Here is a 12,958-nt window from a genome sequence, read left to right on the forward strand (position 1 = left end):
TTGACAGATTTTCATTTATGGCGGTATAGTAGCTAACGCTGTGTAAGTTCTGTTCAAGGAAGAACGATCTACTGACCAGTATCAATAGCACCTCTACAAGCAAAACGAAAGGACTCGTTATGACGCAAACTCCTGATTTCAACGCTATTCTAAGTAATACTCCCACGATCAATGTAGGTGCACGCTCGGAAAACGCGCCACTGACCCAAAGCTACGATAAAGGTCCTGATGTGCCGCTGATTGAAGCGACCATTGGGGATTTTTTTGACGCCATTGTCTCCAAATATCCTGAGCGCGACGCACTGGTTTCTCGCCATCAAAATATCCGCTGGACATATCAACAGCTACAACAACAGGTCAATCAGTTGGCAAGTGCCATGATTGAGATGGGGCTGGAGATTGGCGATCGCATCGGCATTTGGTCGCATAACAATGCTGAATGGCTATTGATGCAATTAGCGACCGCAAAGGCTGGTGTCATCCTCGTCAATATCAATCCTGCCTATCGTACCTTTGAGCTACAGTATGCGCTAAACAAATTGGGCTGTACGGCATTGGTGCTTATGCGTCATTTCAAAAACAGTGACTATGCGCAAATGATACGTGAGCTATGTCCTGAGATTTATCATAAAGACTATACCCAGCTTGACTTGATTGAGATTCCGACGATTGAGCGTATCATTTGGATCGATGAACCAGACAGCGATGAGGACTTTAGCTTTATGCAAAAATTCTCTGCATGGATGGCTGAGGGTGATGTCAATGATCCGCGCGTCGCTGAGCGTCAGGCCCAGCTAAAAAACACCGATGCTATTAGTGTGCAGTTTACCAGTGGTACGACAGGCGCGCCAAAGGGTGCCACGCTCAGCCATCGCAATATCTTAAACAATGGGTATTTTATAGGCGAAGGAATGCGCCTGACAGAAGAGGATAGATTGTGTATTCCCTTACCGCTCTATCACTGTTTTGGTATGGTGGGAGGTAACCTAGCCATTTTAACCCACGGTGGTTGCGCGGTTTATCCTAATGATGGTTTCGATCCGCTGACAGTGCTGCAAACGGTAGAAGCAGAGAGATGCACCGCTTTACTTGGCGTACCAACGATGTTTATCGCGGAGCTTGATCATCCTGAGTTTGACAATTTTGATTTATCCAGTTTACAAACTGGCGTCATGGGCGGCACGACGTGTCCTATTGAAGTCATGCGCCGTGTTATAGACAAGATGCACATGAGCGGGGTGACTATTGCTTATGGGATGACGGAGACCAGTCCCGCTTCCTGTCAGACCAGCACGCAAACACCTCTGGAAAAAAGAGTGTCTACCGTGGGAATGGTGCTGCCAGCACTTGAGGTTAAAATTGTCGATACTGAAACGGGTGATATCGTCCCGATTGGCGAGACAGGTGAGCTACTCACGCGCGGCTACGCAGTCATGAAAGGCTATTGGGGCAGTCGTTTTAAAACGCGCGCGTCCATTCAGGATGGTTGGATGCATACGGGAGACCTCGCCACGATGGATGAAGATGGCTACATCACCGTGGTTGGACGTAGTAAAGACATGGTCATTCGTGGCGGCGAAAACATCTATCCAGTAGAAGTCGAAAACTATCTGTATCGTCATCCCAAGATTCGGGATGTACAAATTGTGGGCATACCAGATCAGCACTATGGCGAAGTATTGGTCGCGTGGATTATTACAAAAGAGCCTAATAGCTTAAGCGAAGACGAAGTAAGGCAATTTTGTTGTGAGCACATCGCTCATTATAAAGTACCGACCCACTTTCGCTTTGTTGATGAGTATCCCATGACCGTCACTGGTAAGATTCAGAAATATAAAATCGCCGAGCACATGATCAAGGAATTGGCGTTAGAGTGATCTGGCGTGAGAGATTCCATTCAACATGAATGAGGGATTCGCTTGTCTTAACTTAATACCAGTATCGGCACTACCTTATTAAATGATACATATTGTATTGATATTATTGACAGCGTTTCATTTATGACGGTATAGTAGCTAACGCTAGGTAAGACCTGTTCAAGGAAGAGGGTGTGACCACAGGCGACCAATCAGCAACATAAAAAGTAAAACGAAAGGACTCGTTATGACGCAAACTCCTGATTTCGACGCTATTTTAAATAGTATTCCCAAAGTCAACATGGGCGTACGCTCAGCAAATGCCCCGCTGACCCAAAGCTACGATAAAGGTCCTGATGTGCCGCTGATTGAAGCGACCATTGGTGATTTTTTTGATGCGATTGTCTCCAAATATCCTGAGCGCGACGCACTGGTGGTACGCCATCAAAACATCCGCTGGACATATCAACAGCTGCAGGAAAAAGTCAATCAGTTGGCAAGTGCGATGATTGAGATGGGACTTGAGATTGGCGATCGTATCGGCATTTGGTCACACAACAATGCAGAATGGCTATTGATGCAATTAGCAACGGCAAAGGCTGGTGTCATCCTCGTCAATATCAATCCTGCCTATCGTACCTTTGAGCTACAGTACGCGCTCAACAAATTGGGCTGCTCCGCATTGGTGCTGATGCGTCACTTTAAAAGCAGTGATTACGCCAGTTTGATTCGTGAGCTATGCCCTGAGATTTATCATAAAGACTATACCCAACTTGACTTGATTGAGATTCCGACGATTGAGCGCATCATTTGGATCGATGAACCAGACAGTGATGAAGAGTTTGGTTTTATGCAGAAGTTCTCTGCATGGATGGCTGAGGGTGATGCCAATGATCCGCGCGTCGCTGAGCGTCAGGCCCAGCTTAAAAACACCGATGCCATTAATGTGCAGTTCACCAGTGGTACGACGGGTACGCCAAAAGGGGCCACGCTCAGCCATCGCAATATCTTAAATAACGGCTACTTTATCGGTGAGGCCATGAACCTCACTGAAAAAGACAGACTGTGTATTCCAGTACCGCTCTATCATTGTTTTGGTATGGTCCTTGGCAATCTAGCGATTCTCACGCATGGCGGTTGTATCGTTTATCCTAATGATGGCTTTGAGCCATTGTCTGTCTTACAGGCGGTGGAAGAAGAAAAGTGTACCGGTTTACATGGTGTGCCAACGATGTTTATCGCCGAACTCGACCATCCTGAATTTGAGAATTTTGATTTATCAACCTTGCGCACAGGGATTATGGCAGGCTCCAGTTGTCCGATAGAAGTGATGCGCCGCGTCATTGATAAGATGCACATGAGTGAGGTCACCATTGCTTATGGGATGACGGAGACCAGTCCGGTGTCTTGTCAAACCAACGAACACACGCCACTTGAAAAGCAAGTATCGACCGTAGGGCTGGTACAACCTGCGCTTGAGGTTAAGGTTATCAATACAGAAACGGGCGATATCGTCACGATCGGCGAGACCGGTGAGTTGCTCACACGTGGCTATTCGGTGATGAAAGGCTATTGGGGCAGCCGCTTTAAAACCCGCGCGTCCATCCAAGATGGCTGGATGCACACCGGTGATCTGGCCACGATGGATGAAGATGGCTATGTCAAAATCGTCGGTCGTAGTAAAGACATGGTCATCCGCGGCGGCGAAAACATCTATCCGGTAGAAATCGAAAACTATCTATATCGTCATCCAAAAATTCGTGACGTACAAATCGTTGGTATACCAGACGCGCGTTATGGCGAAGTACTGGCCGCTTGGATTATTCCAAAAGAGCCTGGCTGCCTGACTGAAGAGGAAGTACGTGAGTTTTGTAGTGAGCATATCGCTCATTATAAAGTGCCGACCTACTATCGCTTCGTGACGGAATACCCAATGACCATCACTGGCAAGATTCAAAAATATAAAATCATCGAGCAAATGACAGAAGAGTTGGGCTTAGAGTAAATTGCCTAGTTAGCTTATAGTGCTAAAGACCATTTAGCATCAGTACTATTGACAATCATTATGATGAGTCGAGACGAAAAGAAAAAAGTGACTCGCATTTATGCAACAAAGAAAAGGGATATCATGAGCGCTATCATAACCAGTAAATTGAGTCCGAACTCAAGCGATTTTCAGCAAAACAGTGCCGCCATGCAAGAGATCGTTGATGATTTGTATGTGCATCTGCGTAAAGTTGCCCAAGGCGGCTCAGAGCGCGCACGAGCCAAGCATTTGGCGCGCGGTAAATTGCTGCCACGTGAGCGGGTCGAGCGTTTGCTGGATGTCGGCACGCCATTTTTAGAAGTGGCTCCGATGGCCGCGCACGACATGTATGGCGAAGATATTCCGGCGGCGGGCGTGATTGCAGGTATCGGCCGTATCAATGGCACGGAGTGTATGATTGTCTGTAATGATGCCACGGTAAAAGGCGGCACATATTATCCAATGACCGTCAAAAAACATCTGCGCGCGCAAGAAATCGCGCAAGAAAATCATTTGCCATGTGTGTATCTAGTCGATTCGGGTGGTGCCAACTTACCCAATCAAGATGACGTGTTCCCTGATAAAGAGCATTTCGGCCGTATCTTTTTTAATCAAGCCAACCTCAGTGCGGCAGGTATTCCGCAGATTGCCGTAGTTATGGGCAGCTGTACAGCTGGCGGCGCGTATGTGCCAGCGATGAGCGATGAATCTATCATTGTTAAAGATCAAGGCACCATCTTTTTAGGTGGTCCGCCACTGGTGAAAGCCGCCACAGGTGAAGAGGTTAGCGCCGAAGACTTGGGCGGCGGTGACGTGCATACGCGGCTATCAGGCGTGGTCGATCATCTAGCGCAAAACGATACCCATGCGTTATCCATCGCCCGTAATATCGTCAGCCATCTAAATCGTCCTGCCAAAAATATTCCCAATCAAATTGTACCCAAGCCGCCACGTTATGATGCCAAAGAGCTATATGGTGTCATTCCAACGGACAAACGCAAGCCGTTTGATATCAAAGAAATCATTGCCCGTATCGTTGATGACAGTGCATTTGATGAGTTTAAAGCACGTTTTGGCACGACACTGGTTTGCGGCTTCGCTCATATCGAGGGTATGCCCGTCGGTATCATTGCCAATAACGGCATCTTGTTTAGTGAATCAGCACAAAAAGGCACGCATTTTATTGAGCTGTGCTGTAAGCGTAAAATCCCATTGGTGTTTTTGCAAAATATCACGGGCTTTATGGTTGGTCGTAAATACGAAAACGAAGGCATTGCCCGTCATGGTGCCAAGATGGTCATGGCGGTGGCCAATGCAAAAGTACCAAAATTCACGGTCATCGTCGGCGGCTCATTTGGCGCTGGCAACTATGGTATGTGCGGCCGCGCGTATAGCCCGCGTTTCTTATGGATGTGGCCAAACGCCCGTATCTCCGTGATGGGCGGTGAGCAAGCAGCATCGGTCTTGGCAACCGTCAAGCGTGATAATTTTGACCGCAAAGGTGAGGCGTGGAGTGATGAAGACGAAGCGGCCTTTAAAGCGCCGATTCGTGAGATGTACGAAGAGCAAGGTCATCCGTATTATGCCACGGCGCGTCTATGGGATGACGGTGTGATTGATCCTGCTGATACGCGTCAGGTACTAGCCTTAGGACTGAGCGCAGCCTACAACGCACCAATTGAAGAGACGACTTATGGTGTTTTTAGAATGTAGTGAACGCTTAGTCACTAGTTTTAATATTCAACGACGCTTAACAAATATATTCGTGAGTAAAGATAGCGGATAGGGACTAAAAAAAGAGAAGACAATGCAAAAAGAGACAAACAATTATAAAAGCTTGCTGGTAGATATCAAGCAGCATGTCGCGACGGTGACATTGAATCGCCCTGAGATACGCAATGCTTTTAATGATGAGATGATTGCCGAGCTGACAGACGTTTTTATCACGCTTGGCGCTGATGATAACGTGCGAGTGATCGTTTTAGCGGCTGCTGGCAAGGCGTTTTGTGCTGGCGCTGATCTGAACTGGATGCGTGCCATGGCAGATTTCAGCTATGAGGAAAACCTAGCGGACGCGGATAAATTGGCGCAAATGCTCAAGACCATTTATGAGTGTCCCAAGCCAACGGTTGCGGCAATCCAAGGCGACGTCTATGCAGGCGGTATGGGACTAGTCGCTGTCTGCGATGTGGCCATCGCCGTTAAGATTGCTAATTTTTGTCTGAGTGAAGTGCGCTTGGGACTAGCACCTGCGACTATCAGTCCTTACGTTATCCGAGCGCTAGGCGCACGAGCATCGCAGCGTTATTTTTTAAGTGCTGAGGTTTTTAATGCCAAAAAAGCGCGTCAGCTGGGCTTTATCCATGAGCGGGTCAGTGAAGAGGGGCTGGAGGACGAGGTGGCTGCATTCTGTGCCAAAGTCGTCAAAAACAGCCCTGACGCGGTCAAGACCTGCAAGCAGCTATTACACGAAATCGCTGGCGCACCGATCACCGATGAGTTGATTGCCGATACCGTAAAAGGGATCGCTGATATCCGCTCATCAAAGCAAGGTAAGGAGGGCGTGCAAGCCTTTTTGCAAAAGCGCAAGCCTGATTGGCTGACAGTAGATTAACTGACAGCAGACCAGCAATAAAAAATAGACAAGCCGTCAAATAAAAACGATAAGACACAGGGATAGTTATGTTTTCTAAAATTCTAATCGCCAACCGTGGCGAAATTGCTTGCCGAGTGGCCGCGACTGCCAAGCGGTTAGGTGTCAGCACCGTCGCTGTTTATTCTGATGCAGACCGCAGTGCTAAGCATGTGGCTGTCTGTGATGAGGCGATCTATCTGGGCGGCTCTGCGCCAAAAGACAGCTACCTAAAAGGCGATGCTATTATTGCTATCGCCAAACAGACGGGCGCACAGGCCATCCATCCAGGCTACGGGTTTTTAAGTGAGAACGCAGATTTTGCCCAAGCTTGCCAAGAGGCTGGCTTGGTATTTATCGGTCCATCGGCTGATGCTATCCGTGCTATGGGTGGCAAGTCTGAGTCTAAGCGCTTGATGGAGGCCGCTGGTGTGCCACTGATACCGGGCTATCACGGTGACAACCAAGACGCAGAATTTCTGCAGCAGCAGGCAGATCATATTGGCTATCCTGTCTTGATAAAAGCGAGCGCTGGCGGCGGCGGTAAAGGCATGCGTATCGTTGAGCAAAGTAGCGATTTTATTGACCTGCTCGACTCGTGCCGCCGTGAAGCGATCACCAGTTTTGGCAATGATCAAGTTTTGATCGAGAAATATGCGCTAAAACCGCGCCATATCGAAATCCAAGTATTTGGTGATACCCAAGGCAATTATGTGCATCTGTTTGAACGTGATTGCTCCGTGCAGCGTCGCCATCAAAAAGTATTAGAAGAAGCGCCAGCTCCCGGTGTTGATGCTGCCATGCGTGAAGCGATGGGAACCGCTGCGATCGAAGCTGCGCGTGCCGTTGATTACGTGGGTGCAGGCACGGTTGAATTTATTGTTGAGCAGCGCGAAGACTCGATGAATTTTTATTTTATGGAGATGAACACGCGTTTGCAAGTTGAGCATCCGGTCAGTGAGGCCATCACTGGGGTGGACTTGGTCGAGTGGCAGCTTTTGGTCGCCGCAGGTCAGCCACTACCAAAAACGCAAGACGAGCTGGTCATCAATGGCCATGCCATTGAGGCGCGCATCTGTGCTGAAAACCCTGACAATAACTTCTTGCCAGCGACAGGGACGTTGTTTACTTATCAAAAACCTGAGCACAGCACCTTTAATATTAGTGATGTGCGTATCGACGATGGCGTACGAGAGGGCGATGTCATCAGTCCTTTTTATGATTCTATGATTGCCAAGCTTATCGTGCATGCACCCACACGAGAGCAAGCGCTTGCGAGACTTGATCGTGCCTTGGCGCAGACGCGTATTGTGGGTTTGCCAAACAACGTGGCATTTTTGCGTCATATTTTAAATACCGATTCGTTTAGCGGGGCCAATCTGGATACCGCGTTGATAGAGCGCGAGCGCGAGGTGCTTTTTGATCAGCATCCACTTAACCTATCGACGCTGGTGGTGACGGCTATCACGCAGCAGCTTGCCACTGAAGCCACCGCGCAACGCTCTAGTACAGACCCGTTTAGTAAGCCTACCGGTTTCCGTGCTTATAATGATTATACTCGATCATTTAGCTTGGTTTATGATGAGCAGTCCTACCGCGCGCGTATCAGCAATTGGCACAATGCAGATTGTGCTGATAGTAAAAAAGGCAGCGAAAATCTCAGTAGCTTTACACTTGTCATTGAAAAAGAAATCGCGAATACGCAGGACAATAACAATAGTAATGTAGCCGCGCAAACCGAAATGGCTTATGAAGGGCAAGTCAGCTATGCCAGCCGTGATGCGCACAATCATACCTTGTGGTTAGAGGGCGCACGTATCAGTGCTCAAAGCTGGGTGCATCATGAGACGGTTTATGTGTTCACGGATGGTGGACGCGATGAGATTACGCTGATTGATATCATGGCACATGTGGGTGAGGACACGGCAGCGGTTGGCAGTTTGAAGTCGCCAATGCCAGGGCAAGTGGTTGCCTTTAAAGTAGCGATAGGCGACACTGTCAAAAAAGGTGAGCCTCTTGCTGTCATCGAAGCCATGAAAATCGAGCACACCATTACCGCGCCGACTGATGGTGTGGTGGCAGAGCTATTATTTGCCCCAAGTGACTTGGTCGCTGATGGTGATGAGCTATTGCGCATCGATAGTGAAGGCTAGTAGCTGACAGACCTTTATAAAAAGGCGAATAACTAAAAGGATGACAAGCATGAGTCACTCATATCCAGACCACGTCACCATCGTTGATGTCAGCCCGCGTGATGGACTACAAAACGAATCGATGATGGTGCCGACGGCTGTCAAGCAGGCGCTCATTAATGATTTGGTCGCAGCAGGTATCAAAAAATTAGAGGTTACTAGCTTTGTCTCACCAAAGTGGGTACCGCAAATGGGCGATAACAGCGCACTACTAGAAGCACTGGCGCCTACGCGGCAGCCAGACGTTCGCTATTCAGTACTGGTGCCCAATATGCGCGGCTTTGAAAATGCTATTGTGCATCGTCCAGATGAAATCGTCATTTTTGGCTCAGCCAGTGAAGCCTTTAGCCAAAAGAACATCAATTGCAGTATTGATGAGAGTATTGAGCGTTTTGCGCCCGTTGCTGCTGCTGCAAAAGCGCACGGCATCAAAGTACGCGGCGTCATTTCTTGTACGGTCGGTTGTCCTTATGAGGGCGATATTGACCCTAGCCAAGTGGCTTATGTGACCAAACGATTGATAGAGATTGGCTCTGAACAGATTGGTATTGCTGATACCATTGGTGTAGGGACGCCGCTCAAGGTACAGCGCGCCCTGCAAGCTGCACTTGAACATGCTGACATCGCGATGCTGTCGGGGCACTTTCATGACACTTATGGTCAGGCATTAAGCAATACCTTGGCTGCCCTACAAATGGGCGTCAGTGAATTTGATACCTCAGTCGCTGGGCTGGGCGGTTGTCCGTATGCCAAAGGGGCCACGGGTAATGTCGCAACCGAAGACGTGGTTTATATGCTCCACGGCATGGGTATCAGCACGGGAATAGATTTGGATAAATTGGTCGTGGCAGGCGAGCGTATCAGTAAATTTTTAGGGCGTGCTAACGGCTCAAACGTGGCCCGTGCTCTAATTAATAAACGTCAGTCTTAAAAAACGATTGTAAAAACTAAATATTAAAATACAAGGAATGGTTATGAGTTTACCTGGTTTGAGCTTTCAGCTCGGCGAAGATATCGATGCGCTACGTGATGTGGTGCAGCAGTTTGCGGCAAAAGAAATCGCCCCACGCGCAAGCGAAATCGACAGCAGTGATGAATTCCCCATGGATTTATGGCAAAAGATGGGTGACATCGGCCTGCATGGCATTACCGTTCCTGAAGAGTACGGTGGCTCTAACATGGGCTACGTTGCACACATGGTCGCCATGGAAGAAATCAGCCGCGCGTCAGCCTCGGTGGCGCTGAGCTATGGGGCGCATTCCAATCTGTGTATCAATCAAATCAAACGTAACGGCTCTGAGGCCCAAAAGCAAAAGTATCTGCCAAAGCTCATCAGCGGTGAATTCATCGGTGCGCTTGCGATGAGTGAGACGGGTGCTGGCTCAGATGTCGTCAGTATGAAGCTAAAAGCAGAAGAAAAAAATGGTCATTATGTGCTAAACGGCAGCAAAATGTGGATCACCAATGGACCTGATGCTGATGTGATGGTGGTGTATGCCAAGACCAATCCTGAGATGGGCGCTAAAGGCATGACGGCTTTCATTATCGAAAAAGGCATGGAAGGCTTTGGTACCGCGCAAAAGCTAGATAAGCTTGGCATGCGCGGTAGCCATACGGGTGAGATGACGTTTAACAATGTCGAAGTACCAAGCGAAAATATCTTGGGCGGTCTCAATGAAGGCGTTAAGGTGCTGATGAGTGGCCTAGATTATGAGCGTGCCGTACTGGCCGCAGGTCCTATCGGCATCATGCAAGCGGTGATGGACAATGTCGTGCCTTATATCCATGATCGTAAGCAGTTTGGTCAAGCCATTGGTGAGTTCCAGCTGATACAAGGTAAGGTTGCCGATATGTATACGGTACTGCAAGCAGGACGTAGCTTTCTATACACCGTCGGTAAGAACCTCGACATGCTAGACCAACGCGGAGCCGGTCACAGTCGAGAGGTACGTAAAGACTGTGCCAGTGTCATTCTATGGTGCGCAGAAAAAGCGACTTGGATGGCGGGCGAGGGCATTCAAATATTTGGCGGTAATGGTTATACCAACGAGTATCCACTCGGTCGCTATTGGCGCGATGCCAAGCTGTATGAGATTGGCGCAGGGACCAGCGAGATTCGTCGTATGTTGGTCGGTCGTGAGCTGTTTAACGAAACTAAGTAGAAACGAAGTAATACCAAACTCAAAAAGGCCGACTACCTTTGTGAAACTTGCTAAGCCTACTTGATGTAGTGCTTGCATAGGCAATTCATCCCATTCACTCTGTATCGGTTTTAAATAGAATGGACTATCGTGATAACCAAAAAAGCAGTACACCTAAAACGTACTGCTTTTTTATGCTGATTTCACAAGGTTCATAAAAAGTTACGGCTGTTTGCTGTGGTCGAAATAACGCGCCAAGCCGTTTAATAATAAGTCATCACGCAGGTGCACAGGGCGGTTGACGTGTTGGGCAATAATGGCCGCATCGCCGCCCGTCATAATCATTTCAAAGTTAGGGTGTCGATGACTAATCTCATTGATCGCGCCAACAATCGACAATAATATCCCGCGATGTACCGCATCTTGGGTGGTCACTCCTTGACCGACGCTATCAAAAGACCCGTTAGAGATGGTGATTTGCTTGGTGCCAGAGAACAGGGACTCACGTTGCAGATAAATACTGGGGAAAATATAACCGCCCAAATGCTCGGCATGATCGATCAAATCAATCGTTACGGCTGTACCGCAGCCAATCACACATTGACGTTTTTTCTTATCGACCGCCCCTAGCATTTGTAGCCAGCGATCACAGCCGAGCTGCTGGTCATTGTAGGCGCTATTCATAAGCGGGTGCGCTGCATTGACATGCACAAAATCAAACGGGATATTTAGACGGCTTAAGGTGTCTGAGACCTTAACATTGAGATCGTCACCTAGGACGGATGAAATCCCAATAAAGTCGGGTGCATAACGCTCAAAGCGGTCGGTCAGACCCATCAATAATTCGGCAGGTGCTTGCAGATGTTGCTTGGCATCATGCGCGACTATCTGCCCGATATCATCGGTAAGCCAGTATTTAAGGCGGGTATTTCCAAGATCAAGCCAGAGCATAAAATTCCCTTTATATCCAGTAAGCCTGTGATCAACACACTAAGCTGATACTTGCCTCACGGTGGTTGCTCGTTAAATAAGCGGTTTAAACCTGATGAATAACGTCGATGCGTCCGGTAAAAAGCGCAGAAATCTTACCGTTATCTTGGCGTAATTGCAAACATCCGTTTGTATCGACACCGCAAGCATCGCCCATCACGATTTGTTCTTGATTGTTGTAATCTTGGGTGACGCGTAAGCGTAGATCTGCCAACGCATCCATCGTGGCAAACTGCTTTAAAAAGCTGTCCAAATAATAGGTATGACCGGTTGGCCTCTCCAGCCCTAGATGCTCAAAGCGTGTCATCGCTGCCATCAACGCTTTGCTCATTTGCTGGTACAGCGTTTTTAGGCTTGGTAGTCTCACAGTATGGGCATCGAGTTTTAGCGTCTCACAAATATCCTGCAGGCTAATCGCTTGATAACTCATGCCCTCAGCAGTTTGTGCTGTTAGCTTGGGGGCGGTCTGTACGTTTAAGCCAATGCCCATCACGACGCCCACCAATTTACCCGCTTGTGTCACTGGCTCTATCAAAATGCCAGCCAGTTTGTGAAAGGGCAACGTTTGCTGATGTAAAGCCGCACTATCCACTACTGAGCTATCCAGCCCAGTTTGTTCTGGGTTTTTGGTCTGATTTTGCGGCTGGTAAAAACCCAAGTCATTTGCCCATTTCACTCCAATTGGCGTCAGACCTTGTGCTTGCAACTGCTCATTTAAGGTCTGGATGACGGGCATTCTGGCCAGCTCAACCCCAATAATTAAGGACAATAAACCACTCACTGGCATGTGCACTGGATGATATAACGACAGATAGACATTGCCGCGCGGTGACTGCCATGAGCGCCCGTGTTGTCCACGACCTGAGCTTTGGGTTTCTGCGGTTAATAGATGCATCTTGGCAGGGTTTAGCGTGCCATCTTGCACGTCTGCTATCAGCTCGCTGTTGGTTGATCTGCTACTGGCAAGGTGGCGGTGGTTGAGCTCAGGTAAGTGGTCCAGCACGAATGACTCAGAGTCAGATACCTCGAAATCGGATATGGAATCGGATGTATAGTCAGATAAATGGTCAGGTGGCAGCATAAGTTTCGTCGATGTGGTTAATGTCGCATGGGGAATCTTT

The 12,958-nt window shown here is 48.3% G+C and carries 9 protein-coding genes and 1 pseudogene; 8 read left to right on the forward strand and 2 right to left on the reverse strand.

What is annotated here, in order from left to right:
- The first annotated feature begins 119 nt into the window (after positions 1 to 119).
- From B2P60_RS02140 to B2P60_RS02170, 8 genes and pseudogenes are all read left to right on the forward strand, one after another.
- Entirely contained in the window at positions 120 to 1,877 is a 1,758-nt protein-coding gene (locus B2P60_RS02140) for an AMP-binding protein (RefSeq protein ID WP_286739176.1), read from the forward strand.
- 226 nt (positions 1,878 to 2,103) lie between these two features.
- Positions 2,104 to 3,861, forward strand: a complete 1,758-nt coding sequence (locus B2P60_RS02145; protein WP_286739178.1) for an AMP-binding protein — start codon at positions 2,104 to 2,106, stop codon at positions 3,859 to 3,861.
- 123 nt (positions 3,862 to 3,984) lie between these two features.
- Positions 3,985 to 5,595, forward strand: a complete 1,611-nt coding sequence (locus B2P60_RS02150) for a carboxyl transferase domain-containing protein (RefSeq protein ID WP_286739180.1) — start codon at positions 3,985 to 3,987, stop codon at positions 5,593 to 5,595.
- A 94-nt stretch (positions 5,596 to 5,689) separates the two neighbouring features.
- Entirely contained in the window at positions 5,690 to 6,496 is an 807-nt protein-coding gene (locus B2P60_RS02155) for an enoyl-CoA hydratase/isomerase family protein (protein WP_286739183.1), read from the forward strand.
- A gap of 68 nt (positions 6,497 to 6,564) precedes the next feature.
- Positions 6,565 to 8,127: pseudogene (locus tag B2P60_RS02160) on the forward strand (acetyl-CoA carboxylase biotin carboxylase subunit); the annotation flags it as partial.
- A gap of 339 nt (positions 8,128 to 8,466) precedes the next feature.
- A complete protein-coding gene (locus B2P60_RS12320; protein WP_414706617.1) occupies positions 8,467 to 8,667 on the forward strand; it encodes an acetyl-CoA carboxylase biotin carboxyl carrier protein subunit in 201 nt (66 codons plus the stop codon).
- Positions 8,668 to 8,716: 49 nt separating this feature from the next.
- Positions 8,717 to 9,637, forward strand: a complete 921-nt coding sequence (locus tag B2P60_RS02165) for a hydroxymethylglutaryl-CoA lyase (protein ID WP_193006815.1) — start codon at positions 8,717 to 8,719, stop codon at positions 9,635 to 9,637.
- A gap of 43 nt (positions 9,638 to 9,680) precedes the next feature.
- Positions 9,681 to 10,868 carry an isovaleryl-CoA dehydrogenase gene (locus B2P60_RS02170; RefSeq protein WP_193006814.1) on the forward strand — a complete coding sequence of 396 codons (1,188 nt, stop codon included), beginning with the start codon at positions 9,681 to 9,683 and terminating at the stop codon, positions 10,866 to 10,868.
- Between the two features lie 201 nt (positions 10,869 to 11,069).
- Here the strand turns inward: B2P60_RS02170 and B2P60_RS02175 are convergent, their stop codons facing one another.
- Together B2P60_RS02175 and B2P60_RS02180 are read right to left on the reverse strand one after the other, a co-directional pair.
- Positions 11,070 to 11,798: a pantothenate kinase gene (locus tag B2P60_RS02175; protein WP_193006813.1), complete on the reverse strand. Its 729-nt coding sequence runs from the start codon at positions 11,796 to 11,798 to the stop codon at positions 11,070 to 11,072.
- Between the two features lie 85 nt (positions 11,799 to 11,883).
- Complete coding sequence (locus B2P60_RS02180) at positions 11,884 to 12,840, reverse strand: biotin--[acetyl-CoA-carboxylase] ligase (RefSeq protein ID WP_286739189.1); 957 nt, start codon at positions 12,838 to 12,840, stop codon at positions 11,884 to 11,886.
- Between the last annotated feature and the right edge of the window lie 118 nt (positions 12,841 to 12,958).

This window comes from Psychrobacter sp. UBA3068, from assembly GCF_002366815.1.
Lineage (GTDB): Bacteria > Pseudomonadota > Gammaproteobacteria > Pseudomonadales > Moraxellaceae > Psychrobacter > Psychrobacter namhaensis.

Coding starts and splice junctions, on each gene's coding strand:
- B2P60_RS02140 (WP_286739176.1), top strand. CDS start 120: ATGACGCAAACTCCTGATTTCAACGCTATTCTAAGTAATACTCCCACG.
- B2P60_RS02145 (WP_286739178.1), top strand. CDS start 2,104: ATGACGCAAACTCCTGATTTCGACGCTATTTTAAATAGTATTCCCAAA.
- B2P60_RS02150 (WP_286739180.1), top strand. CDS start 3,985: ATGAGCGCTATCATAACCAGTAAATTGAGTCCGAACTCAAGCGATTTT.
- B2P60_RS02155 (WP_286739183.1), top strand. CDS start 5,690: ATGCAAAAAGAGACAAACAATTATAAAAGCTTGCTGGTAGATATCAAG.
- B2P60_RS12320 (WP_414706617.1), top strand. CDS start 8,467: ATGCCAGGGCAAGTGGTTGCCTTTAAAGTAGCGATAGGCGACACTGTC.
- B2P60_RS02165 (WP_193006815.1), top strand. CDS start 8,717: ATGAGTCACTCATATCCAGACCACGTCACCATCGTTGATGTCAGCCCG.
- B2P60_RS02170 (WP_193006814.1), top strand. CDS start 9,681: ATGAGTTTACCTGGTTTGAGCTTTCAGCTCGGCGAAGATATCGATGCG.
- B2P60_RS02175 (WP_193006813.1), bottom strand. CDS start 11,798: ATGCTCTGGCTTGATCTTGGAAATACCCGCCTTAAATACTGGCTTACC.